This is a genomic window from Rhizobium sp. BK529 (assembly GCF_014194105.1).
Lineage (GTDB): Bacteria > Pseudomonadota > Alphaproteobacteria > Rhizobiales > Rhizobiaceae > Rhizobium.
Genome location: NZ_JACIAU010000005.1, coordinates 359,214 through 382,938, shown reverse-complemented (window position 1 = coordinate 382,938; position 23,725 = coordinate 359,214). Strand labels below are relative to the sequence as shown.

18 protein-coding genes and 2 pseudogenes are annotated in these 23,725 nt (G+C 60.1%); 4 read left to right on the top strand and 16 right to left on the bottom strand.

Features of this window, described 5'->3' with window-relative positions:
• Positions 1 to 39: 39 nt before the first annotated feature.
• From FHX08_RS31730 to FHX08_RS27030, 7 genes are all read right to left on the bottom strand, one after another.
• Positions 40 to 285, bottom strand: coding sequence for a hypothetical protein (locus tag FHX08_RS31730; RefSeq protein ID WP_246698391.1), 246 nt, complete (start codon positions 283 to 285; stop codon positions 40 to 42).
• A 64-nt stretch (positions 286 to 349) separates the two neighbouring features.
• The gene (locus tag FHX08_RS31725; RefSeq protein ID WP_246698390.1) at positions 350 to 526 is read right to left on the bottom strand and encodes an HD domain-containing protein; all 177 of its coding nucleotides are present in this window, start codon (positions 524 to 526) and stop codon (positions 350 to 352) included.
• Positions 523 to 756 (bottom strand): hypothetical protein, encoded by a 234-nt coding sequence (locus FHX08_RS31720; protein ID WP_246698389.1) that lies wholly within the window; start codon positions 754 to 756, stop codon positions 523 to 525. Before FHX08_RS31720 ends, FHX08_RS31725 begins: the two co-directional genes overlap by 4 nt.
• A gap of 604 nt (positions 757 to 1,360) precedes the next feature.
• On the bottom strand, positions 1,361 to 3,502 hold the full coding sequence (locus FHX08_RS27045; protein ID WP_184327952.1) for a PAS domain-containing protein: 2,142 nt from the start codon (positions 3,500 to 3,502) through the stop codon (positions 1,361 to 1,363).
• Positions 3,503 to 3,661: 159 nt separating this feature from the next.
• The gene (locus tag FHX08_RS27040; protein WP_246698388.1) at positions 3,662 to 4,948 is read right to left on the bottom strand and encodes an MFS transporter; all 1,287 of its coding nucleotides are present in this window, start codon (positions 4,946 to 4,948) and stop codon (positions 3,662 to 3,664) included.
• Between the two features lie 288 nt (positions 4,949 to 5,236).
• Positions 5,237 to 5,821 carry an RES family NAD+ phosphorylase gene (locus tag FHX08_RS27035; protein WP_184327951.1) on the bottom strand — a complete coding sequence of 195 codons (585 nt, stop codon included), beginning with the start codon at positions 5,819 to 5,821 and terminating at the stop codon, positions 5,237 to 5,239.
• 3 nt (positions 5,822 to 5,824) lie between these two features.
• Positions 5,825 to 6,541 (bottom strand): hypothetical protein, encoded by a 717-nt coding sequence (locus FHX08_RS27030; RefSeq protein ID WP_184327950.1) that lies wholly within the window; start codon positions 6,539 to 6,541, stop codon positions 5,825 to 5,827.
• A gap of 55 nt (positions 6,542 to 6,596) precedes the next feature.
• Here FHX08_RS27030 and FHX08_RS27025 point away from each other — a divergent pair.
• Positions 6,597 to 6,842: pseudogene (locus FHX08_RS27025) on the top strand (nitroreductase family protein); the annotation flags it as partial.
• 183 nt (positions 6,843 to 7,025) lie between these two features.
• Here the strand turns inward: FHX08_RS27025 and FHX08_RS27020 are convergent.
• Positions 7,026 to 7,922, bottom strand: a complete 897-nt coding sequence (locus tag FHX08_RS27020) for a GGDEF domain-containing protein (RefSeq protein ID WP_184327949.1) — start codon at positions 7,920 to 7,922, stop codon at positions 7,026 to 7,028.
• A gap of 262 nt (positions 7,923 to 8,184) precedes the next feature.
• A complete protein-coding gene (locus FHX08_RS27015) occupies positions 8,185 to 8,556 on the bottom strand; it encodes a DUF982 domain-containing protein (RefSeq protein WP_184327948.1) in 372 nt (123 codons plus the stop codon).
• A gap of 311 nt (positions 8,557 to 8,867) precedes the next feature.
• On the opposite strand from FHX08_RS27015, the gene FHX08_RS27010 reads away from it, so the two are divergent.
• Both FHX08_RS27010 and FHX08_RS31895 read left to right on the top strand, forming a co-directional pair.
• Entirely contained in the window at positions 8,868 to 9,071 is a 204-nt protein-coding gene (locus FHX08_RS27010; RefSeq protein ID WP_132658610.1) for a cold-shock protein, read from the top strand.
• A gap of 314 nt (positions 9,072 to 9,385) precedes the next feature.
• Positions 9,386 to 9,514: a hypothetical protein gene (locus FHX08_RS31895; protein WP_281412391.1), complete on the top strand. Its 129-nt coding sequence runs from the start codon at positions 9,386 to 9,388 to the stop codon at positions 9,512 to 9,514.
• A 38-nt stretch (positions 9,515 to 9,552) separates the two neighbouring features.
• Here FHX08_RS31895 and FHX08_RS27005 read toward each other — a convergent pair whose 3' ends face one another.
• From FHX08_RS27005 to FHX08_RS26985, 5 genes are all read right to left on the bottom strand, one after another.
• Positions 9,553 to 10,491 (bottom strand): DUF2493 domain-containing protein, encoded by a 939-nt coding sequence (locus FHX08_RS27005; RefSeq protein WP_184327947.1) that lies wholly within the window; start codon positions 10,489 to 10,491, stop codon positions 9,553 to 9,555.
• 306 nt (positions 10,492 to 10,797) lie between these two features.
• Positions 10,798 to 11,844, bottom strand: a complete 1,047-nt coding sequence (locus FHX08_RS27000) for a toprim domain-containing protein (protein WP_184327946.1) — start codon at positions 11,842 to 11,844, stop codon at positions 10,798 to 10,800.
• On the bottom strand, positions 11,844 to 13,061 hold the full coding sequence (locus FHX08_RS26995) for a DUF932 domain-containing protein (RefSeq protein WP_184327945.1): 1,218 nt from the start codon (positions 13,059 to 13,061) through the stop codon (positions 11,844 to 11,846). The genes FHX08_RS27000 and FHX08_RS26995 overlap by 1 nt, the downstream gene beginning before the upstream one ends.
• 121 nt (positions 13,062 to 13,182) lie before the next feature.
• On the bottom strand, positions 13,183 to 15,312 hold the full coding sequence (locus tag FHX08_RS26990) for a ParB/RepB/Spo0J family partition protein (RefSeq protein ID WP_184327944.1): 2,130 nt from the start codon (positions 15,310 to 15,312) through the stop codon (positions 13,183 to 13,185).
• Positions 15,313 to 16,948: 1,636 nt separating this feature from the next.
• On the bottom strand, positions 16,949 to 18,454 hold the full coding sequence (locus FHX08_RS26985) for a phospholipase D-like domain-containing protein (RefSeq protein WP_184327943.1): 1,506 nt from the start codon (positions 18,452 to 18,454) through the stop codon (positions 16,949 to 16,951).
• Between the two features lie 97 nt (positions 18,455 to 18,551).
• Here FHX08_RS26985 and FHX08_RS31715 point away from each other — a divergent pair.
• Positions 18,552 to 18,977: pseudogene (locus tag FHX08_RS31715) on the top strand (transposase); the annotation flags it as partial.
• Here FHX08_RS31715 and FHX08_RS26975 read toward each other — a convergent pair.
• Positions 18,938 to 22,444: an AAA family ATPase gene (locus tag FHX08_RS26975; protein ID WP_184327942.1), complete on the bottom strand. Its 3,507-nt coding sequence runs from the start codon at positions 22,442 to 22,444 to the stop codon at positions 18,938 to 18,940. The pseudogene FHX08_RS31715 and the gene FHX08_RS26975 sit on opposite strands and share 40 nt — an antisense overlap.
• A 1-nt stretch (position 22,445) precedes the next feature.
• Complete coding sequence (locus FHX08_RS26970; RefSeq protein ID WP_184327941.1) at positions 22,446 to 23,711, bottom strand: exonuclease SbcCD subunit D; 1,266 nt, start codon at positions 23,709 to 23,711, stop codon at positions 22,446 to 22,448.
• Between the last annotated feature and the right edge of the window lie 14 nt (positions 23,712 to 23,725).

The following is a 23,725-nucleotide window of genomic DNA, read 5'->3' as shown; positions in this document are numbered from 1 at the left end:
GCTTCGATTATTTCGCTGTTTCCCAATGCGAATTCCGCATCAGCTTGCTGAAGTCCCTGCGAAGAAATTGCGGATCTTTATAGGCCATGACATTGGCCAGTCCTGTACCTGCGTCGTTTCTGGGCGGTGTTTGAGGCTGTCGTAAAGCGTTTGCATGAAATCTTCCGCAAACCGCCGCGGATGCGGATGAGCTATCTCGACCGCGTTGCGCTCCGCAGCAGTAAATTCGTCGTAGCCGGCACCGACAATGTCCATATTCGCACCCTCGGCGAGGAGTGCGGCCATCGGAAACAGGTTCGCGGAAATGCCATTTGTTGTGTGGAGTGCGATCGCAAGCCATACTTTCTCGCTATCGGCTTTCTGAAACGCCGTGGCCGCGCAAGAACTCGCGTGCGGCGTTTGCCCCGTCCACTTCGAAGCGCCGATGGCTCTCTCCATAGCCTTTGGTCAGCCCAAAATCATGGAACATGGCGGCTACGTAGAGAAGTTCGGGGTCGAAGGTGAGGCCTTCGCGCTTGCCCGTCATGACAGCCCAGTAATAAACGCGGGTGGAGTGTTGAAAAGAAATTCACCCTCCATATCGTGAACACGTTGAGCCGCGTCGTCGGGAATTTCCGTGCCCAAAATAGCCCCTCCAGCGTTTGGAACCGGCTGGACCGGAAGTGTCTCGGCGTGTCCGTTTGGAGCCAGGGCGAATACGCCAATCCCCAAGGCAATGGCAGCGTAAGTGGCAGTCAGGATCAGGTGCACCTTCATGGTCGTTCTCCGACGTTACTCGATGCGAATATGAAGACTTGAAAGGGCTCGAAGAAGTGCCAAAAACGAGTGGAAATCGTGCACCACGATGGCTAGAAGCGAAGTCCCTCCGTTCTGGTGTCGACGCTGCTGCGAGCAGGTACTGTTGGGACTACCACCTATTTGGGCCGGCGCTGCAACACTTAGCGTGAGGGTATAGCATTGGGCACGAGGCTCGGCATCGTTGGCGGGCGCTGACAACTCGAGCGTCGCGTGGAAATCGACCCTAAAGACACATGACGCCATTGTTCGCGAACTTAGACGTTGAGAGCTGACGGGCGATCGTCGCTTTCCGCCCGCGAAAAGAGCGACCAGGAGAGGCAGTTCGGACCAGTCCCCAATCTGCGTTTAGCTTTATAAACATTTATCGATACATCGATGCGGCCGTTATCGGATTCAACCGAATCAGGCACCTCCGTCGTTGGCGGTATCTGTCGGAGAATTCTAGGGTAGATCGATATGAAAGCCGAAATCTCAACATTTCCGCGTGCGGCCTGACGAACTGGCTCCTTCTCGTTGTGCGGTCCAGGTCGGGTGACATTGAAGTCTCGATCCGATTCTATGTTTAATGCGCTTCTGGCTGCGTCGAACCATCCGTCGACGCTTCAGAAATGGGTAACGTGAAGATGAAAACCGCACCATGCGGCTCGTTTTTCTCCACCCACAAACGGCCGCCGTGCGAGGTTACGATAGACCTGCATATCGCGAGGCCCATTCCCATCCCTTGCCCCTTCGTCGTATAAAAAGGATCGAATATCTTAGAGGGGTTTTCCACGCCTGGACCCGAGTCGCTGATGGCCACTTGAACAGCAGCACCTACATGCTTGACCCGAATGCCGAGCGTTTTGATATCGGAATTCGGGCCGATCGCCTCTATGCCGTTCCTCATGAGGTTAATCATCGCCTGCTGGATCTGAATCCGATCGAGCCGGAGGATTGGGATTGCTGGATCGATTTCAATTTCCAGCCGTACGCCGTGCCGCATGAGTTCTTCCGTAAGCAACTCGCGAGCTTCGAAAACAATCCGGCTGATGTCGCTCGGTTCGCGCACATCGGCTGACTGAGCAAACAGGGCTCGAATGCGACTGACAATACCGGTCGCCGCGTTTCCGCTTCGGATGATCCGCTGCAAGGCCTGCTGCGCTCGATCCAGGTTGGGAGGGTCGAGCGAAAGCCATCGTTGGCAGGCATCGGAGCTCGACAGCAACGCGGCCAGCGGCTGAGCAACTTCATGCGCGATCGAAGCCGATAACTCGGCGAGATTTGCCGCTTGGGTCGCTTTGGCTAGATCCTCGTGTGCGAGACGCAGTTCTTCCTGCGCGACAACCTGATCGTTGACGTCAAGTGACACAGCGTACCATTCGACGATGGTTCCGCTTACGTCTCGTATTGGCTCCGCGCGACTGTCCATCCATCGAAAAATGCCGTCGGCGCCGCGCACCCGATACCGTACGGCAATCCGATCCCCCCGTTCCACGCCGCTACGAAGAGCAGAGGTCACCCTCAAGGCATCATCGGGATGTATGGCACTTTGCATGGCTGCTAACGTCTCATCGGAATGGTCCGCGTATCGATCATCAAGCGCAAAATAATCGAGCGTGGCTTTGCTAAGGAACGTCGGTTTCCCGGCACCACTAAGCCGAATGATATGCACGGGGACCATATTAATGAGGTGGGAAAGCTCTTGTTCGCGGACACGCAAGGCGGCTTCCGTTTGTTTGTAGACGGTGATGTCAATCGACATTCCGTACCAGCCTGTGATTCGTCCAACTCGATCCCGCGTCGGCCTCATCGCAACCCGGTGCCAGCCAAATTCGCCGGTGGAAACTCTTCTCAGTCGATATTCGTTGTTCCAGTGCTCTCCAGCTTTAAGACTGTGGCGAAGGGATGCCGCTACTCGTTCGTACTCGTCCGGATGGAATATTTCCTTCCAACCGAGGTCTCCGCCGTCAAGAAAGTCGAGCTCGGTGAGCTGTTTGTTCATCTCCTCGAGGGTTTGACCAATTGTCGTCTGCGCATTGGGAGTCGCGTAAGTAAAACGACCTGTCGTGTCCATCGCCCATCCTGTTCCAAATATCGTTTCAAGAACAAGTGCGATTCTTGCGGCCTCTGCCGTCTCGCCGAGCGCGTCGGTTGTCGACCAAGGTAGTTCTTGGGCGGATATTTTGGCAGGTCTGTCGTCGGCGATCGTATAACCGGGCTCCGCCCTGAACTCGGTCCAGCTGTAACTGCCGTCGGATTGAAGCAGCCTGTATCTCACAATCTGCGGGAATCCGCTCCAAAAAGCACGGGATGATGCGTGGCTTGCGAGGTCTCTATCATCGGGATGAACCAAGCTCAGGAACTCTGGGGTGAGCACAGGCGGATGCCGGCCGCCGATAGCAGGCTCGATGGCGGCGACAGGCGTCGGGCGGCTCACGACGACAATGACGACGCATCCCAAGGCCACCGCAAAAAATGTCGCCCACGAGAATAAGACAACGCCCATCTCATCAGGGATGGCCCATGAAACGGCAATCGTACCGGCTAGCGCCAACACCAGCACCCCGCATGTCGCGAACAGAATCGTCCGATCGCAGCGATGCGCCACCGCGACGATCGGCAACAGCAGTCCCATCTGGCTCGCTGTTAACCAGCATAGGAGGCCGCCTGTCAGGAAAGACGCGACCAAGATGGCCATACGTGGGAAGGCAATTTTATCTGTCATCGCCGCGCCGTCGGTCTCGATTTCTCGATTTTGTCCATACAAGTGTCGACGGTCTTGCCGATGAAAGACCGGTCGTTCAGGGGTGGGATTGTTCAGTTTGTTATCGAAAATCGTCCAATGTGACCACTAGGGGGTGGACGAAATTCTAATATTGACTTGTCAGGAGGCGAGGGCTCGCGGGTCCCGCGATACGAACGTGAGGAGAAAAATGATCATAATCATCGCCAGCGAACCCCAAATTGGCGCGTCGCGATCAGCTTGATAAAGTACCGTTCCGAGTACCGGGCCTAGCGCAGAGCCCAATCCCCGCGCCGCCATATTGATCCCTCCAATCTTGCCCTGCGCCCCACGTCCGCTCAGAACACTCATGGCTCCTAAAACTGCGGGTGCCAAGAATCCGACAGCGAAGCCTATAACCGCCATCGACAAGCACATTCCCAGAATGTCGCGCGCAAAAAGAAGCGCAATCAACCCGATGAAAATGCCTGCGCTCCCAGCGCCTAGCATTCCGCGAGGACGCTTGAAATGCCACGAGGCAATCCAGACCTGTGCAATACAGACTGCCAATACGCCGACTGTAAGAACGAGGCCGGTTTGCACTGCCGCGGTGCCGCCGTCCATTCCATACTTATCCACAAGCCGGAGGGCGAAAATCGGCGGAACAGTTGTGTAGCATGTGAATCCCACCAAAGTTATCGCCAGATACTGCCAGATATCGGCGAGCGGCAGAGCGGTTTCCTCGCGTGGAAGCGCGGTCCGGGGGATCACGTCCTGTGGTAGGTATGCCAGCCCCATCAGGGACGCGAATAGGCCGAACACCGAGATTATGGCAAATCCTGCGGCAACTCCGAGGTGGCCTGTGAGCCACAGTAACACGGAGCCGCTGAGGGTTCCGAAGCTGATGGCGGCACTCAGGGCACCCATTCCGCGGAGACGTTGCGAAGGTTCAGTGAAATCCGCCATGTAGCCTTGTGCAACCGGTATCAGAGCTGCACCGAAGATTGCTTGCAACAAACGAGCGGCCCCGAGCACAATCCCCGAGATGGCTGCAGACAAAAGAATGAACCGTTCCATGACGACAGCCATCACTGCTGGTCCTAACGCAACCATCGGGACCGCCCAGAGCATCAGCTTGCGCCTGCTCCATATTTCAGCGGCGTAGCCCCAAGCGGGCGCGGCAACAACTCCAATCAAAGCTCCCAGGCCGAGGATCAGCCCGATCTCGACCTCGGTCAAACCGAGTTGCCGCCCCGCGACCCCGAGGCCTCCGGTCATGAAGCCGTTGGCAGAGGTGTATGTCATTACGCCGGACAACGCCGCCGCCAACTCAAGTTTGGATCGAGTCTGGGTTGGTACCGGTTTGGAGCATTCTGTAGTGGTCATGACTTTCGGATCAAAGTTGCAATAAGCGTTAATGCTGTCCGTACCGGAAGGCGTCTCCGCCATGAAGATTCGACAGGCGTGGCGACCCACGCGTAGGTGACGTTTGAGCAAATGCGGCTAAATTCGCTGATGCGCACCAAGCCTATAGCCTTGGATGCGCTCGGGGCGAATGCAGTTAGGCGCTAGTCAGAACATCACATTTGCGGCGGAGTCATTTGTGATTGCATGGAACCATCCCGCAAACGAGAGGGCAAGACATATTGCTTCTGGTGACTCTCGATTCATTCAGCCTGCAGCGAACCGCACCGCAAAACGATTTGCGATAATCGAATAAACCTAAAGGCTACCGCGCTATCGTTCGGCCCGGATCGACACGTCAAGCGACTGCAAGGCGCGGATGAGATCCGCCTGTCGAATCAGTTCCACGGCTGGAGAAGCGGCCAGCTTCAATCCGGCAGCGCGATCATAAACTGCAACGCATGCCGCCGCCGTGAGGCGGGAAGAGTAAAGCAAGCCGTCGACGGCGAAAGAGCCATAGACGACTTCGCTCAGCTTCCGTCCCTCGCGATGCTCCTTCGCCCGAGCCGCATCCGTGCTGACTCCCAACTTCAGCAGCCCGGTCGTGCGCAGGTCGAGAACAACAAGCGGATCGGTCGCCGTCACCTCGGCTACCGCCCAGTCTTCGATTTCGCTCTCGTCCAATACACGTTCCTGCGTCCCCTCAAAGCGGTCACGAACAATGGTCTCGGCGATGGCAGTGGCCAAATCACTCGCAATGTAGAGGAGCTTGAACGCCTGGCTCGGGCTGGAAAACCTGGTATTCCCGAAACCCATGCCAAGCGGCGTCGCCTTGTGCGCGACCGGCATGACACGGAGATATGACTGCGGCCGAAACGCGAGCGCGAGATCGGCAACGGTGCTGGAATCTAGCTTCACGGTTCAGCCGAAATCCCGCGCAGCGGCATCCACAACCTCGTCAAGATGGCCTTTCTTGAGCCTGTCGAGCGGCGTTCCTCCGATGCTTGGCTTCGTCTGGATCAACCACTGCCAGGCAACGCGCGGATTGGAAATGATCTTCGTGATCCGCGACATGCCCTCGACAGGTCGACCATCAACAAACTGGGCCAGGGGGAAGACATGTTTCCGCTCGCCCTTGAGCAGACCGATCACCGCCCCGCGTTTCTGCCAATCGTGTAGTGTCGACCGCTTCGTGCCAAACATCTTCTCTATGTCGCCGGGACCCGCAACAGGTCCCGCCCAGTCCTCAATCCGAGCCGGTGTTGCAAACTCGGCAAGGCGGCGACGCCCCTCTTCGATGTTCAAGGATTGTCCGAGGCCCTGCCCGGTGCTGACCTCCAAGGGCTCTCCGACCGGCACCTCCTCGAGATTGCGACCGGATTTTTCGGCCAAGCTAGCCACAACCGCCTCCACAGCCTGGGCCAGTTCCTTTTCGTCGGCGGCAATCCGTCGCTGCTGCTCAGCGGACAGCCGCGCGGTTGCGGCCGAGATCGCCGCCACGACCTTGCCTGTTGCTGCAAGGGCTGTTTTGGAGAGGCGGGGATTGTGCCGCGCTAAGACCTTAAGGACGTCGGCGACGACAGCCTTGTCGACCTCAATCCCACCGTTGTGCTGCGACTTTCGAGCGGTAGCGACCATGTTCGCCTCCTTCATCTATGCCGCAAAGATAGTAGATATTGTCCAGTTTGTCCAGATTGTCGGTCACATCCAATGGGGGAAGGGATATGAACCCCCGACGAGGTGTGCCGCCAAACATTACGACACTTCCGCCACACTGAGCGATGACCAGATCCGGGACCTGGTGCGGATCGGCACTTCAGCGCCCACCTCCTTCCACCTGCAGAACTGGCGCTTTATCGCAGTCCGGACGCCAGAGGAAAAGGCCCGCCTGCGTCCGATCGCCTGGAACCAGCCGGCGATTACCGAAGCCGCCGTCACCGCGCTACGGCACGGTTGGAGGCGCGGATATGGCCATGTATGAGGCGAATGCAGAAAGACATCGACGCTTCTTCGCGACGATTCCTTCTCCAGTGGTCAAATCCGATGCAGGTCGGCCCGCAAAAGTCAGAGCGGTGGCTGGCTGAGAACCGCCACCAACGCATTTGCCCATTGCCCTTGGTCGCTACGCTGCGCGTACCCTATCGCGCCCGCTCATCTTGGCTTCATAAAGTGCCTGATCGGCCCGTCGATAAAGATCTGATGCGCTGTCGGTTGGCACACAAGCGGTAATTCCGGCCGAACACGTGTAGCTGAAGTCCGGCGATTCCGGCAGCGGCCGGGAAAACCGGATAACGCTGAGCATGCGCTCGACAATAGCAATGGCGTCCTCTGCGCAGGTTCCCGGCATAACCAGGATGAACTCCTCTCCGCCGACCCGGCCAAAACAATCGCTGCGGCGAACGCTCTGATGGATGCGATGCGCAAAGTCGCGCAGAACCAGATCTCCGGCGTGGTGACCGAGCCGATCATTGATGTATTTGAAATTATCGATGTCGAAAACGGCAAGACAACCGTCGCTTCCCCCTTGGCTGGCGATCAGCATGTCCTCGATGCGTGCCATCACGAAGCGGCGGTTGGCGACGCCGGTCAATTCATCGGTCTGAGATGCCTTGATCGCCTGATCCCGATCTTGCCGGACATTCCTGCCTTTGGCTCGCAAACTCGTGATGTCACTGGCGATGCACAACATCCAACCGTTCGTCTGCACCGCCTCCGTCATCCAGAACCACCGTCCGTCGACAAGGTCCGTCTCGAAAGCCCGATAGCCGATCTTGCCGCGGCGCGACTGCGTCGATCGCAGCCATTCGTCGAAATTTGTGCCGCGGATGACCGTGCCCCGCCGAAGATCAAAATTGCGCCGCATGAGGTCCGGCCAAAGTGGGGCCTCATCGGGTTCGATGAAGTAGGCTGAGCGAAACGCGCCGTTGGCGTACCGCAGCCGGTCATCGGCATCGTAAATTGCCATGAGCGTCGAGGTGATCGCAGTAAGCTGCAGAAGCTGCTCGACTGTCTCGTCCATATCGAACCTCGCTTGGTTTGCCTCGGCACTACATGGCGCCCGAAGTCTATGAGGAAAGGGCAAGCGCCATCAGGCAGCGCCCCCATGGTGCTTACGGATCATCAACTGATGATGCGATCACACCCTGCTGCAACAACCGAGGCACACGTTGCTACTTGTTCCGCCGCAATCAGCATCCCGACGAGCAATCATCCGGGGATTACATCAGCAAATTCTAAAGAAATAGTATTTCAGGTCGGAAGCGTGATAGCATCGGTAAACTTCACCTTACCGGGTGCATTTTCCTCCTGTGTGACGACCTCCAATTGCCCCGCTTCGGCGGGGCCTTTGTCGTCGATCGGCCGCCCGCCTTCGTCTCATCCATGTCGTCGGGCAGGATGTGCATCTTCGATGCATGGGCTGCCTCGACGAAGGCTTTCCGAGCGATTTCCGGATCGAGATAAAGCTGCATGGCCTCCATGGCGGTCGCCAATGCGCGGTGAAATGTTCGAGTATCATTTTCCAGATGCGGCCATCGCTCACTTAGAAGGAAACCGGCAAGGTCCTCGACGCTGTAGGCCTGCCGATACTTCACCATGCCGTCGATCTCGACGTGAAGCGGGCGGATCGGTGTTGAGCTCTGAAGATCGTCCATGACGCGGTCCCTCTCGATATCTCGACAGAGTCACATGGGTCACCGGTCGAACGAGTCGAGTCGGAGATTGCGGAATCGGCAGAAGACGCAATCGGTCGGCTAGCTTCCCGTCCGAAATGGATCGTCAGGAAACACGGGGCGGCTGTCGAACCTTCAGGATTGCGTCCGTCAGACGGAAATGCAGGTGACCGCGCTCTGCGCCCTCGCCTGCCAGCTGCCTGGCGTAGACGTCACAGTCACGGGCTTTGCTTGCCTGCCATCAACGGTCGGTCTATGAGTCGCTCCTGAAAATCCAAACCGTGGAGAGTTTCGTGGCGAACGGCACAGTGAAGTTTTTCAATCAGGACAAGGGTTTCGGCTTCATCGCCCCGGATAATGGCGGCCCTGATGTCTTCGTTCATATCTCCGCAGTCCAAGGCGGCGGCTCGCTGCGCGATGGCCAGGCCGTCAGCTATGACCTGGGTCAGGATCGCAAGACTGGAAAATCCAGGGCCGAGAATGTCCGGCCTACCTGATTACCCGGACGAGGGCGACGTGTAAGCGAACGGCTCGCGCGCCTCTAGGGATGCTCCACCTTGAATTCGCGCCATCCGACCATGGAGGACCCGGCGAAGGCTCGTAATGGCTCGGATTCCGGCGTCGACCGCCGGGAAAACTAACTCAACTTTTTTGCTTGGCTGTGCCCACGACCACATTCGCACTGGTCGATCGGACCCGCTCGTCACTAGCCCTCATCTCAATCCTTCGCTCGTTCGGTGTTGCAATTCCGCACTCGACACTTGTCATTCCCGGTGGTTCAATTTTCACTGCTGGGAGAGGGAAGGCCGCGATGATGTACGAGTGGAACGAGGCGAAGGCCCGCAGGCAGTACCTGATCAAGTTTGCGACCATTTGGGTGGCTGCTGTTGCGCTGGCAAGTCTGCCGGTTTGGTGGTTGGTCCAGAAGACCACGTTCTAAGTTTCCAACCGCAATGATAGGAGCCAGGGCAACGGCGCTTACGCGCCGTCTCCTGAAGCCTGCCAGACCGGGATGCCGAGCCGCCGGGCCTTCTCCGTGAGATTGTCGGTGATGCCGTTGCCAGGAAAGACGATCAATCCTGCCGGCATGACGGAGAGCATGTCGTCGTTGCGGCGGAAGGGCGCCGCCTTGGCGTGTTTGTTCCAGTTCGGCTTGAAGGCGATCTGCGTCACCTTGCGCGCTTGCGCCCAGCAGGCGGCGATGCGTTCTGCCCCTTTCGGCGCGCCACCGTGCAACAGCACCATGTCGGCATATTTGGAGTGAGCCTGATCGAGCTTTTTCCAGATGCGATCATGATCGTTGTAGTCCATGCCGCCGGCAAAGGCGATCTTGGTGCCTTGCGGGATCATGACTTCGGTCTCGGCATGGCGGCGTGCAGCCAGGAAGTCTTTCGAGTCGATCATTGCCGCAGTCATGTTGGCGTGACTGACCTTCGATCCGGAGCGTGGCCGCCAGGCTGAACCCGTCTCAGTCTCGAAGAGATCGGCTGCGTAATCGCGCATGAACTCGAAACTGTTGCGGCGTTCGAGAAGCGTGATCCCCTCGGCAACGAGCCGCTCGAGCTCGACGCTCTTGACCTCCGAGCCATCCTGCTCGCGCTGGCCGTTGCGCTGCGCCTCCTCGTTGCGATCGAGCTCGCGCTGGATGCGCTCGGCGCTCCGGTGAAAGAGGTTGACGGTCGACCAGAGGAGGTCTTCGAGATCGGGCTCCAGCCTGGTGTCACCGAGCATGTCGGAGAGGGCATCGAAGATCGTGGTAAGCGAGGCTCGTACGATATGCTCTTCGGGCAAGGGGCGAGGATCGGGTTCGTCCTCGAAGGGCCTGTAGCCATGAAGCTGCATCTCATAGATAACGCGATCCGTCGGCGAGGATGGGTGGTGTTCTGCGGTGCCGTGAAGGGAGGACAAGCAGGTCATGGTGATCTCCGTGGTTGAAGCCGCGCCTCTCGCGGCCTGACGGCGATCCCTTCGCATGCCGGTTCCGGCCGGAACCGCGGCGCGACGTGCCGCGGCCAAGCGAAGCGCCGGGCGGCTGAGGGCAGGTTTCTTGATCCGCGAGGAGCGCGGGAACCGCGCGGGGAAGAAACCTGACCGACCCGCTGAAGGCCGCGACCGGCATGGTACGGGTCGCCTCCCGGCAGGCCCGCAGGCGCGGTCTTTACGGAGATCATCATGACCCGCTGACACCGCCGGCATCACCGCAGCGCCTCGGCGCCTTGCTCCTCACCGGCGGGTGACGATATCGGACAAGAAGGTGGCCGCATCATCCGCGAAAAGTTGCTGACGCAGGTTGTCCGCCATGCGCGAAGCGCCGAGGCGACGCAGATCCTCGTTGAAATCGCCGAGCTCCGGAGAGAGCACCAGCGGCAGCACGCCGAGGGCCTTGGCCGTCCGGCTCAACCCTTCGAGCCCATGGCGCCCCGCCGCATCGCCGTCGGCAGCGATATAGAGGCGCTGGCACGTCGCGGGCAAACGGAAGGCGGCGAGATGGTGGGCAGAGAGTGCCGCGACCATCGGCATGCCGCGAAGAATGCATGACAGGGACAGCACGGTCTCGATGCCCTCGCCTGCTACCAGGATCGGGATCTGCGCATGCGGCTGCATGTTGAAGCGAACGGCATTGCCGAGAAGGCGGCCGAGCGCCCGGCGGGGTTCCTCGACCTTCGCCTTGCCATCACCTTCCGGATGGAGAAAGGTGCGGTGGACGCCGGTGAGCCTGCCCTCGGCGTCCATGACCGCCGCGATCATCGCCGGCAGGCGCATGGTGTTGCCGGTTGTCAGATCGCGATAAAAACAGGATGGATGGAACCGCAATGCCTGATGGCCGGCTGCGCCGAGGATGCCGCGGCTTTGGAGATAGCGCTCGGCCAATGTGCCGGCAATCGGCCTGGCGCTTGCAAAGAGCAGCCCTGCCCGCTCCGTTGCCAATCGACTGCCAGGCGGATTGAGCTTCGATCCTCCTGCCGCAAGCGGCTCCAGACGCGGCAGGGCGAGAAACCTGCGCGCCTCCTGCGCGACATCGGCAAAGGTCAACAGAGCGCAGGTTTCGCGGATGAGATCGAGGAGATCGCCATATTGCCCGGTCGCCGCATCGCTCCAGCGGCCGGCCCGCGCACCAGTCAGGCGCACGTAGAGCGACCGACCCTTGTTGTTGGCCGTATCGCCGACGATCCAGTAGTTTCCGGATCGCCGTCCGGCCGAGAGATAATGACGGCAGACCGCCTCGGCGTGGCGCGCGAGACGGTCGGCAAGATCAGCCGCCGACAGCATCAGTGCCCCACGCTCTCGAGCAGTTTCCTGGCCTTGCCCTCAAGATCGAGGCGGACGTCCTGGTTGGTCCGGGTGCGCGCCAGTGCGGTGATGCCCTGGACGAAATCGAAGACCGTTTCCGGCGGACGGCCCTCTTCCGACAGTACCGTCTCGATGACCTTGCCGGTGTCGGTCTTCGAGAAGCCGCGCCGCCGCAGGAACGCCTCGCGATCCTCGTCATGCCGTGCAACGATCGTCTCGCGCGCCGCCTTGATGCCGGCAACGAAGGGCGCGGGCGACGAATTGGCAAAGCTCGTCAGCGCGGGCGATGCCTCATGGGCGAAGCGCTCGCTGGCGAATTTCGAGTGGCGGATGGTGATTTCCTCGAACTGCTCCGTGCCCCAGAGATTGCGGTTGGCGCAGACGGCACGGAGATAGAACGACGCAATGCCCAGCGTCTTGGAGCCGACCTCGGAGTTCCAGGCATAGAAGCCCCGGAAATAGAGATCGGGCTCGCCGTTCGCAAGTCGCCCGGCCTCGATCGGATGGGTGTCGTCGACGAGGAACAGGAAGACGTCGCGGTCGCTGGCATAGAGCGTCGTTGTATCCCTGGTGATGTCGACAAACGGATTGTGGGTCATGCTTGCCCAGTCGAGTTGACCAGGAACCTTCCACATCGTGTCGCCGGTGCCGTTGCCGGCGATCTTCATGACAGCTGCGACCAGTTCATGATCCCAGATGCGGCCATAGTCGGGACCGGTGACGGCGCGCAGTTCGAGGCGCCCGTCGTCCATCTCCAGTGTCTTGACCAGTTCGGCCCGGTGGCTGAGGAGCCCATGCTGCAGATTGATGGCGGCGAGCGGCGCCGGCAGCTGGCGCATGTAGTTTGCCGGCGCCCCGACCAGGCTGCAGAGCTGGCCATAGCTCCAATGGGTCGGGGCAATCGGCTGCTCCTCACGTATGCATCGGCTTCCTCGCTCGCCCGGCACGATGAGCTCGAGACGCTCGGCATTGTCGCGCGATGCCTCGACGCGGATGGCGCTCGTCTCGACGGTGCGGGCATGCGCCCGATCGGCCCGGGTGCGGACCGTGTCGTAGAGTTCGGAGAGCGACAGGAAGCGTTCGTCGTCTGGCCGGGAAAACCACTCCGACGAGACGCGGCCGATGCGCTGCCCTCGCGAGATGTCGACCTTGAAGCCGGCGGAAGACAAATGGCTGTTGAAGCTGGAATTGGTCATGGCAAGTCTCCTGAAACGAAAAGGCCCGGCGCTTGCGACCGGGCTCGAGGTGAAGGTTAAAGATTGAAACGCATGTGGCCCGGCGCCCTGCGGAACCGGGCCGTCCTCACGCAAAGGACGCTTATTCGGCTGCGATCGGATGGATCGGGGCTTTCTCGTCGATCTCGTCCGAAACGTCGGCCTTATCCTCCCGCGCCAAAGGCTCGGTGAGCTCGCCGTCCGGGAAAGACGGTTTTGAGACCGCCCCGGATTCCGCGATATCCTTGCCTGTCTCGTCCGTGCCGGTCTCGTGCGTGACCGCAGTGGGGTCGTCAGCCTCGACGGCTGCAAGGCGAAGCGGTTCAGGCAACCTGCCGGTGCGCGCCATCAGCCGCTCGGCCTCGCGGGCCATGTCGGCCTTCTTCAGATGGGCGATGGCTTCTGCCGTCTGATTGCCTTTCGCCTCGGTGACCGCCTGCAGGATGTGAGCCTTGGTGACACGGCCGAGATAGGCCTCGACCGTCGGCGCCCAGCCCGCTTCTACCATGTCGAATCCGATCGCTCGGGCGAGTTCGTCGGCATGGGCGATGGCCCGGGGGCGCCTGTTCCAGGGTTCGATGACCGCGTTGACCGACAGAGAAGCACAATGGGCAAAGAGCGCGTGCCGGCTGACGTCGTCGAGCGCGACCAGGAAGGCGAAGAGGCTGGTCGGATCCTTCGGGAGGTCCTGCCCCCAGGCTTCCTGCCGCTCGGCGATCTCCTTCGCAGCGATCGTGTCGGCCAGTCCCGGTGTCTCGCTGAAGCGGGCACTTTGCAGGGTGAGCTCCAGGCACGTGTCCGCGCCGTAGAGGTAGAAGGTCTTGAGCACGAAGGCATGCAGCACGGCGACGAAGGCGATCACCGGATCCTTGGCGAGCGCGTTGCGCAGTGCGACGGTGCGGGCTGCGGTGAGGTCGAGAACGAGACGATCGGCAAGCGGCTTGAGCGTCTCTTCGTCGTCGTCACCAACCCGCGGCTCATCGCACGAGGCAACGACCTCCGAGACGGTATCGCTCTCCTGCTCGACAGCGCAGGTCATCTCCACCTGCGGCTCGTCTTCGGGCCTGACGTAGCCGCGCTCGATCCTGAGCGTGCCATTTGCCTCGAGCGACACGAAGACGCCGGAGCGGGCGAGATCCTCCGGATCGTAGACGTAAGGCCGATCGTTCAGCCGGTCGAGTTCCGTGCCGAGTTCTTCGAGCCTCTGCTCGGTCTCCTCGGAATAGTCGCTTGCGGATGCGTATTCCGCATCGAGCCGGTCGTATTCCGCCTGGAGAGCATCGTGACGGGCGAGGTCCTCTTCGCTCCACTCCGCCTGCTGGCCAAAGACGCGGCGAAGACCTGTCGTGTGGCCGTAGGGAAAATCGAAGGCGGCCTCGACCCATTTCCACCCCTCCTCGTCCTGGATGGCCGCGGCATCCGATTTGAGCTGTTCCAGCACGAGCTGGTCCAGAAGCGCCGGGTCCTGCAGCCAGCCGCCTCGGTCCTCGTCGAAGAGATCGCGCATGACCACGCCGCCGGCCGCTTCATAGACATCGATGCCGACATAGACGGAGCGCCGGTCGGTCGCCCGGACGGCGGTCTCGGTCAAAAGGCGCCTGATGTAATAGGGCTCACGGCTGTAGGAGCGGGCAATCGCCTCCCAAACCTGCTCCTGACGGGCATGATCCTTGCTGATCGAAAACGCCATCAGCTGCTCGAGCGTGATGCCGTCTTCGGCGTAGAGATCGAGAAGCTTCGGCGAGACGGACGCCAGCCGCAGGCGCTGCCGGACAGTCGCCACCGGCACGAAAAACCGGGCGGCGATTTCCTCCTCGTCCATCCCCTGCCCGCGCAGGGTCTCGAAGGCCCGGAACTGGTCGAGCGGATGCAGGCTTTCGCGATGGACGTTCTCGGCAAGGGAATCCTCGGCCTCCGGCCTCTCGCCGCGGCTGATGACGCAGGGGATGCCCGCTGTCTTCGACAGACGTTTCTGGGATACGAGCAGTGCCAGCGCCCGATAGCGCCGGCCACCGGCCGGGATGCGGTACATGCCGGTTTCCTTGCCGTCGTCGTCGAGTTCGGGACGGACGCTGAGGCTGGTCAACAGACCGCGGCGCGCAATGTCTTGAGCGAGTTCCTCGATCGACACACCCGCCTTGATCTTGCGGACGTTTGCCTGGCTGAGCACAAGCTTGTTGAAGGGAATGTCACAGGCGGTTGCGAGCGTGATCTTCTCAGTCTTCTCAGTCATGTCGGTTTCTCCATGACGGACCGGGCGGAACCTCTCTCCAACCCTTCCAATCCGTCACAGCTTCCCCGTCCCTCCTCTCACTCTTATTCGCCCACCAACGCTCGCTTTCGCCTCCGACCGGAAATGGGTTCCGCGCGGCTGGCGGGTGCCCCGATCCGGCAGGATCGACCAGCAAACAAAGAAGCATATCGGAGCTTTCAGCATAGCGGCCGGACGGGACCGTCCGGGAAAGCGGGAATTCGCGTCACACGAGGTGCGATCAAGGGCAGCCGCAGGAGCGTCGGCGTCAGACGGCGCGGGACCGACTGCCCCGTGACCCGAGTGTTCCGCTGATCCGCCAGGTTCGCCATCCGTCGCGCTCGCCGAGACCGACGGCGGGCCCCCTTCCCCCAGTTCCGCGATCGCACTGCCGACGGCCGATACGGATGGGTTGTTCCGCGAGAGTTCGATCCCTCGGGTCCGCGCGACGCCGAGAGCGGCGGCAAAATAAAAGCGGCACTGTCCTGATTGACTCTCTTCGTCTCGATGCCGATCCGAGCTAGTGGCAACGGGTGCGATCCAGGCTGGTCACTCTCGGGCATTCGCTTGGGCGGCCAGAACGGGCGCTTCGCCTCCCGCTCTGGTCACTATACAAGTGGGTCCTCCTTTGGAACCAACGTTAATGCGATGCATTCTAGGGGCATGATGACAAGTAGATATGAGACGGCGCGGCGCGCCGCCGCGCGCGCATGCGCTAGACAAAAGGCCGAGACCTATTACTCCGCATTCGGGGCATACCTCGAGAAATGTGCTGAGTTCAGAAACCTGGCCGCGGTGGCTCCCCCGGTGACCGCCGCCCCAATCGCCACCGTCGCTCATCCATCAAACGGAACCGACCTTTAACGACTTGGCAATTCGGTGATCGAGAGTCTAGGGCGAGCCCGTCGACAAGGCTGTCGCCGCTGCCCGAGCTAACCGGAGCATCGACGGAGTCGGTGAATCGATCGAAATCCACCGACGACCAGAACACAGCGCCTGCGGAGTTACCGACCATTTCTGATCGATCATCAGGCAATTGCCAGCTTCCAGCGACAGGATTTAGCCGGTCCCGTCATTGCCGTCTGCGAGGCTACGGCTCGCCGTGCTGGAGCCCGGGTTGCTGTTGTCCCAGCGCACCTGCGACTGACCGTCGACGCAGACGCCGATACCGGAGGAGTGTGGCGGAATGCCCTAACGGTGGTGTCGATGGCGCCGAGACCGTAGATCAATCAGACGTCGGCGGGTCACCAACGAGGCTGCTGGTCTCAAATATGCCTTCGACGAACAAAACATAGATCGTAAACCTGCTTCCGTTTGTTCTAACTCCTAAATTTCGGATCCGGCCTCACACAAAGCCAGTCAGTATCGGTTTCACGCCAAGGACTGATGCGACCGACCACCGTCTTTCTTGACCCGTCGCGCAGGTGATATCTCGATCACCTACGGCGCAATATGGGTCAGAGGCAGTTTGCAAGGCTCCTCGAATACTCGGCCGCCAGTGTCGTCTGATTTTTTCGCGCCAAGATCGCCCTGTAGTGCGGCGCGGCGACGTCGCTGGTTCCAAGGGTGTTTGAGATAGCGCACGAACTTGACTTGAGCATGCCCTACATGTGCCGCCTCAATTTGGTCCTCTTATCGCCGACCTGGGCTTCTTTTTCGATGGAAGTTTCAGGTGGCCTCGAAATAGCCCCCGCCGTTCTATCGGTTCCATCACCGCCTCCGGGCCTTCCGGGTCGAGAATCTCGTTGTCCGCAAGCCATTGCTCCAAGCCTGATATTGCCGGTGTTTGATAAGGGATAAGGGTTGGTCTGTTTCCAGGTTGATCAACCGTCCGCTTTTCCCTCAGTTCCTCGATCGCTGCAATGATCGATTTCGTACGGCCAATCGTCCGTGTGACTTCATCGGTGTCGACGCCAAGGTGTTCGGCCAGAAGATTATCGCGGAGTTGAACGAGCTTACCAGAGAGCTGATCGTCTCGTCCGGCTTCGAAGACAACATCGCACTCGTTATCGAAACGCATCGATCGATTGTTGAAGTTCGAGGAGCCCACCCTTATGGCTTTATCGTCGACCATCATCAACTTCGAATGAACGTAAATCGGCACGCCGCCAGCGGTCACCGGGTGATACATTCGAAACCGGCCGTGGGGATCGTGCGAACGCAGGGCTTCCCTCAGCCGTGCCCGCGCTGTGTCCATCGCAATTTCGCCGAGCCAGTTGTCGGCTTTGACCGGGTTGATGAGAATGACTTCCGGGCCGTCGATTTCCGAAAGCCGCCTGGCGAGAGCCTGAGCGATAATCCGTGACGCGAAATACTGGCTTTCCGCATAAATCACACGCTTGGCCGACATGATCATGTCGACGTAGAGCCGCTCAATCTCCGCGACAGCTGCCTGGTTTGCATAGAGAGGAACGGTGCGCGAAATTCCGAGCGTGACCCGCCCGAATGAAATGGCGCCCTTGATGGAGGGCGATACATGTGGAAAATCAGTTGGCGCCAGTTGCTCGCCGCCTGCCGATTTCCATCTCGAGCGGCAAAGGTCGCCAAGTGCTTTGGCAGCCGGCCCCGCGCAGAAACTCGAAGCGTCATGCCAGGGCCCGTAGAGCACCCCGTTCGGCCGCCTGCGAAGCGGGTCGTTGTCCAGGTGCTTGCGCGTATCCCAGCGCCCTGCCGTGACGTCGATACCGCCACAGAAAGCGATCGCATCGTCGATGACCAGGATCTTTTGATGATGGGAACTGCCGACCGGATGGTTGCCGTCAAGAAGGACGGTAATCCGGGGATGGAGTTTCCACCGCAGGAGATAGGGAAGGTTTGACAGTTTCGTCCAGCTTGACAGGAAGCCCGGATTCCAGAGGAGAAGCCGGATCTCGAGGTTCGGGTTTTCCTCCGCTAGCCATAGTAGATAATCCCCGACGCGGCTCGGCTCTTCATACTGTTCGCCTGGACGTCCAAGAGTGATCGATGCATCGAAATCCCAACCGACGAGGAAAATCGACTTCCGTGCCGATCGCATCGCAGCCCTGGCAGCGGAGAAATAGTCGTCTGCGTCGATTATGATCGCAAACTCATCGGCTCGCTCGGCCCGCCATATATTCGACGACGGTTGAAGCAATCCCGACATTGAATTTTCCTGACTCGTTTCGCCGCTCGGGGCACCATGTCACCGTCTTTGAATTATGAAACCGCGGTGGCGTCAAGACTTTCAGTTTCGTTCCGCCTTTGCGGCCAAGCGGCTGACGGAGCTCGAAATCGGCAGCGCGACGGGTGCCGGCTACGGCGATAAGAACGCGATGCGGCTCGTCCGACGCAACGGCTACCGTGACCGGGACTGGGAGATCCGGGCTGGAACGGTCGAGCTTCGAGTCCCGAAGCTCAACGCCGCCGTCACCGGGGCATCGCGACAGCTGTTTTCGCGCCGACCTCGCCGAGTCAAAACCGTAGCGGGGCAACCAGGCCCTCCCAATCTCGGATTTTACCTTTCGAGGTGGCTTGCTCAAGTACGGCATCGACTTCATCATGGTGTGCATGAAGAGCCAACCGACGACATTTTGGAAGAAAAAGTGGTGGCGGCTTTCGGGAGGCCACTCCCGTCGGTCTTCCCATCCTACTCCGCCGCAATCCCATCAAGTCGGCTGACCAATTGAATCGTCTCCAGGTCGTGCAGCCGGACACCCGGGCAAACCTTCTTGGCAATCTCGGTCAGGTGCTGGTGATGCGTCAGGTAGATTACCTGCCCGTGCCCAGCCATCTCCGTAAACAATCGGAATGCCTCCTCTGCGCGGAGGTCATCGAAGGTTTCCATGATGTCGTCGGCGATGAAGGGAATCGGAGCGCGATTGGCGACGAACTCGTGATATCCGGCGACCCGTAGCGCGAGATATAGCTGAAAGCGTGCGCCTTTGGAGAGTTCGTCGGCGATCTTCGAACCGCCGGTCGCCGAGATCGCGATCAGTACTTCCCCGTCCTTGCCGGGCTGCGCGGCGACACCCGTGTAGGCTCCGCGGCTGATGGTTCTGAACGCCTGCGCCGCCCTTGTCATCATCCCGCTGCGATGGCGATCTCTATAGAGCTTCAGTGCCTGCTCCGCGGCGACTATGCCTGCGCGAAGCTCCAGGTAGCGACCCGCCCGCTCCTCGATTTCAAGCAGTACGGTGCGTCGCTGCTCCTCGATTTCGGCGACGACGGAATCGCCACCGATTGCATCGAGCGCTTTCTGCATTGTTAAACGCTCATGAAAAACGTCGTGACATTTCCTGTCCTGGTCTTCCAGGATTGGCGTCAGCAACGCGAGCTTGCCTTCCAGGTCTTCCCTATTCACCGACGCGAGCCTCTCCTCGACCTCGCCGATGTCGTTCGCTCCGTTGATCTCGATGAGCTCCTGCTCGACGTCGGAAATCGAAGTCCGTAACGCTTGCCGCTTCGAGGAAAGGTCTATGAAGGCTTCGACTTCATCGAGCTTGGTGCAGCCGAAGAACGCCGTCATCTGTCCTATCTGGGCCTCGAGTATATCCTTAGTGACAAGATACCCGCGTTCTTCTTCGCGCTTCTTTTCGAGATCGCGTCCAAGCTTCTCACGTTGCTCCTTGCCCCGCTGAGCAGCATTGACCCGGTCGGTGATCGTCCGAGTGAGCTCCGTGAGAGAAGCCGATTTCGGAATTTCAAGGATGTCGCACAATTCGAAGACCGAAGCTTCGAACAGAGCGCTGTCCTTTTCCATTTTCTGGATTCGATCGACGAGACCGTCTCTGGCTTCGATCGCGGATGCCAGCTTTTCAAGAACGTCGAGGATTTCGTTGACTGCATCGACGTCCGGAAGAGAGGGAGCCTCGCCGAACCAGCAGCCGTTGCAGAGGTCGGACCAATTGCTGTCCCATTCCTGCGCGGCTTTCAAAGCGTCGGTCATTGCACGGGCGCGCGCCTCGTGATCCGCCTTCAGCCTGACCAGACGGTCTGTCTGTTCCATCGCGAGGCTGAAGGTGTCGAGACCTTCCTCGGCGGCTGCGAACAACGTTGCGACATCTGCGTCATCGCTGGCGGACAGGCCGGCTGTTTTCATAGCGGCGAGCAACTGTTTCTTCGATTGCTGAGCCCTATCACGGATTTCGGCGACTTCCTGGTCGATGGCAAAGAGGTCATCACGAGCCCGCAGGGCGACAGCTCTTCTGCGCAGCCATTCTTCCAGCTCTGCCGGATCGGCGCCGAATTCCGCATCCGGCGAAATCGATGCTAACGTCGCCATCATTTCGGTTCTGAGTTCCGAGAGCGAACGCGCGGCCGCTTCAATGCGTTGGCGAGCTGTTTCGATATCGGAACCTGCGGACGCCCGGCTCACCATCAACTGCGCCAGTTTGCCGGCCTCCGCGAAATGCAGGAGCCGTTGTGAAACGAGTTGATCGTCCGCTCGCATGGCATGCTCAAACGCGTCGGCCGATTGCGCGTCCATGGCTTGGCGATGAGAAACCCATGCCCTCTCGCGGGCAGCCCTGCTGGCCGCGACCGAAAGCTCGTCGATCTCTCCTGCCCGCGCCCGCAAGACTTCGATCTCCGCGTCCATCCGCCGGGCTTCCGACTCCAGACGCTCGAGTTCCGCTCGTGCAGTCTTCGACCGTTCTCGGCCTTCCTGGTAGCGCGCTTTCCAATCGTTCAGCTTCGCGGCAGACGGTACACTCATTGCGGCCAGATCGGCCGGATTGCCTCTCCATGGAAGAAGCTGCGCAAGGCTTTCCGACAGCGCCCCATCCGCATTCACGCGCCGCCGCATTAAGGAAAGAAGCGCGACCTCGTCGTCGGATTTCGGAAGCGCTTTAACTGTCGCTGAAAGTACTTGGAAAGCCTTCATCCGCGCAGGATCGCGAAACTCCTCGAGGAGCGAAGTCTGACTGCCCTCATGCTGAAGAGCGCGCTCCGAACGGGCAAGCTCTTCGGCAGCGGACGTGCGGCGCGCATCGACACCGGACTTGGAGCTGATGAGCGATCTGAACTTGCCGACCGTAGCCGCATCCAGAACCAACCGCGCAGGCGTTTTCTCGTCGGGTTTGCCCAGTCGCAGAAGAAGCGCTTCTACCGAGAGTTCGGCGACCCGGCCAGTGAGCTTCGGTATATCGACCTGCGCCGTCAGGTATCTTGGTTCCATTGTCCTCGTAAGATCGGCCACGCGGGCCGCAAGACCAAGAGCGATGGCGTCATCGGCGATCCCGTTGATCTCGCTCTCGATCTCCGTGACGGTGCGGGCGACCTCATCCAGCTTGACGCGGATTTCGATTTCACCCTTGCGGATGTCCGGGAGCTCGATCTTCCACGATTCAGGTGGATCGGATACGGTTTCGAGGGCGTCGAGCTGGTCACGAAGCCCGGTAAGCCTCCGCATCGTGGGCAATGAGCGCAGAAGACGGTTGATCTCGTCGGCCTGCCGCTGGGTATTCGCACGGTCGGTCAGAGCCTGATTGTAGAGACCTTCCAGGCGCTGAAGTTCAGCCAACCTTTTACGATAGTCGTTGGCCTGGAGGTCGAGCTCGTCGCGTTTCTGCTTCAGCTCCGCCAACCTCGCCTTGAGCTCACTCAGTTGGGTGCTGCGTCCGCGAAATTTGTAGAAGTTGTCCGCATCGCCGCGGATCGCCAGGAGTTGACGGCTGAGGTCCGAAAGACCGGCGCTCGCGGAGAAAAGCAGCTCGCCGAGATCGCCCTTGCTTGCGAGTATGCTCTCGCCGCCTTTCTCGAGTGTGACATCGTCCAGCGAGAACATCGTCGAGAAGGCATCGCGGTCGATCCCGCCTAGATCGGCCCGTATCTCCGTATCGGCCACGCTGCGCTCTTCGCGATCAAGTAGACTGTTCTGCGGGCGTTTGATACGGAGGAAGTCCCTATTCTGGCCTGCCACATGGACGTTCGCCCCTATGCGCATCGTGTTATAGGGGTGCAGGAATCCGTACTTGGTCGTATTCCCGATCCCGAAGATGAGATCGAGAATGGCATCCAGAGTGGTCGATTTTCCAGCCTCGTTCGGACCGTAGATCACATGGAGGTCCGGAGACCCGGCAGGATGCGACCCAAAATCGATGACAGCGTCAGTGAACTTGCCATAGCGCGTCAGGTCGAGGCGATTGATGCGCATGCTATTCCCCCTCGCCGCCACGTAAGCGCGCCAAGACCTGCGACGCACCGTCCTTGGCGCATTGCGCAAGCAGATTTTCGAACGACGCCTCGTCCTTGCCGAAGATATCGCGCAGCTCGGCCGGAAGCTGGCCCCTCAGTTCGTCGGCGATCGAGCGCACCTCGTCGCGATACTCGGTCGAGCCGTGGATCTCGGCGTCGATGATCGACGCGAGTTCGTCCAGGGCACCCGGCCGCGCATCCAGGCCTGTGGGCGCAACCGGCGACGTGACGACTTTCTCGATCCAGACATTGCCGATGGCCGCGCCGTGCGTCTCGAGCTCGGTGCGCAGAAGGTCGACGTCTCGCCGGATGCGCCATGCGAGTTCGGTGGCCCCGCTTACTTCAATGCGGGCAACCAGATGCTCGGCGGACATCGCGGAAGAAAGCCGCTCCAATGAGCGTTTGGCCTCGAGGACCACATCTCTCCACTCAGTCACGCGGGAGATGTCGACGGCCAGCCGCTCGAACTGGGCGACCGCGGTCCGGCGTTCTTCGACGACGATGGAACGATCATCCCTTATCGTGACAAGCGAGACAGACTTGGGGCCATCCTCGTTTATGTCCCTCCCCTGAGGGATACCGGGCATTACGATCGCCGACAACGGGTCCTCGGCTGCCGACCTCTTGTGAATATGGCCCAGAGCCCAATACTGAAAACCCGCCTGACGCAGATCGGCGACGCTGCATGGGGCGTATAGATCGTGTCCCGCCGCGCCGCCAAGGCTGGTGTGCATGATGCCTATGTTTACGGCATCTGGAACAGGAACGGCGTAGTGTCGAAGCAGGCTTTCGGGTGCTTGCGGTTTGGCAAAGCTCAGGCCGTGGATTGCCACGGGGAACCCACCGGGAGCTCGGTCGATGGAGATAGTTTCCGCCACGGAACCGAACACTTTCACTGAATCCGGCATGACGAGCTCCGCGGTGATCTTCGAGAGCGCATCGTGGTTGCCGCGAATGATGAAGGCCCTGATGCCTGCCTCGTTCAAACGCCCAATCTGCTCGGCCAGGAACCGCGCGGTCTTCATCGACGTCTGGTCGCCGTCGTACAGGTCGCCGGCAATAATCAACGCGTCTACCTGCTCTTCAAGGCACAGGTCGATTATGCGGACAAACGAGCGTCGGGTTGCCAATCCGATCAACTCGGAAAGCTCTGCATTCCGCAGGGCCAGCGTTCGCAGCGGGGAGTCGAGATGAATGTCGGCGGTGTGGACGAATCGATAGACCAAAGCAGAGCCTCACC

Excerpts from the sequence above, each read along its gene's own strand:
- FHX08_RS31730 (WP_246698391.1), bottom strand. The coding sequence starts at position 285 with ATGGCCGCACTCCTCGCCGAGGGTGCGAATATGGACATTGTCGGTGCC.
- FHX08_RS31725 (WP_246698390.1), bottom strand. The coding sequence starts at position 526 with ATGACGGGCAAGCGCGAAGGCCTCACCTTCGACCCCGAACTTCTCTAC.
- FHX08_RS31720 (WP_246698389.1), bottom strand. The coding sequence starts at position 756 with ATGAAGGTGCACCTGATCCTGACTGCCACTTACGCTGCCATTGCCTTG.
- FHX08_RS27045 (WP_184327952.1), bottom strand. The coding sequence starts at position 3,502 with ATGACAGATAAAATTGCCTTCCCACGTATGGCCATCTTGGTCGCGTCT.
- FHX08_RS27040 (WP_246698388.1), bottom strand. The coding sequence starts at position 4,948 with ATGGCGGAGACGCCTTCCGGTACGGACAGCATTAACGCTTATTGCAAC.
- FHX08_RS27030 (WP_184327950.1), bottom strand. The coding sequence starts at position 6,541 with ATGGTCGCTACCGCTCGAAAGTCGCAGCACAACGGTGGGATTGAGGTC.
- FHX08_RS27020 (WP_184327949.1), bottom strand. The coding sequence starts at position 7,922 with ATGGACGAGACAGTCGAGCAGCTTCTGCAGCTTACTGCGATCACCTCG.
- FHX08_RS27015 (WP_184327948.1), bottom strand. The coding sequence starts at position 8,556 with ATGGACGATCTTCAGAGCTCAACACCGATCCGCCCGCTTCACGTCGAG.
- FHX08_RS31895 (WP_281412391.1), top strand. The coding sequence starts at position 9,386 with ATGATGTACGAGTGGAACGAGGCGAAGGCCCGCAGGCAGTACCTGATC.
- FHX08_RS27005 (WP_184327947.1), bottom strand. The coding sequence starts at position 10,491 with ATGACCTGCTTGTCCTCCCTTCACGGCACCGCAGAACACCACCCATCC.
- FHX08_RS27000 (WP_184327946.1), bottom strand. The coding sequence starts at position 11,844 with ATGCTGTCGGCGGCTGATCTTGCCGACCGTCTCGCGCGCCACGCCGAG.
- FHX08_RS26995 (WP_184327945.1), bottom strand. The coding sequence starts at position 13,061 with ATGACCAATTCCAGCTTCAACAGCCATTTGTCTTCCGCCGGCTTCAAG.
- FHX08_RS26990 (WP_184327944.1), bottom strand. The coding sequence starts at position 15,312 with ATGACTGAGAAGACTGAGAAGATCACGCTCGCAACCGCCTGTGACATT.
- FHX08_RS26985 (WP_184327943.1), bottom strand. The coding sequence starts at position 18,454 with ATGTCGGGATTGCTTCAACCGTCGTCGAATATATGGCGGGCCGAGCGA.
- FHX08_RS26975 (WP_184327942.1), bottom strand. The coding sequence starts at position 22,444 with ATGCGCATCAATCGCCTCGACCTGACGCGCTATGGCAAGTTCACTGAC.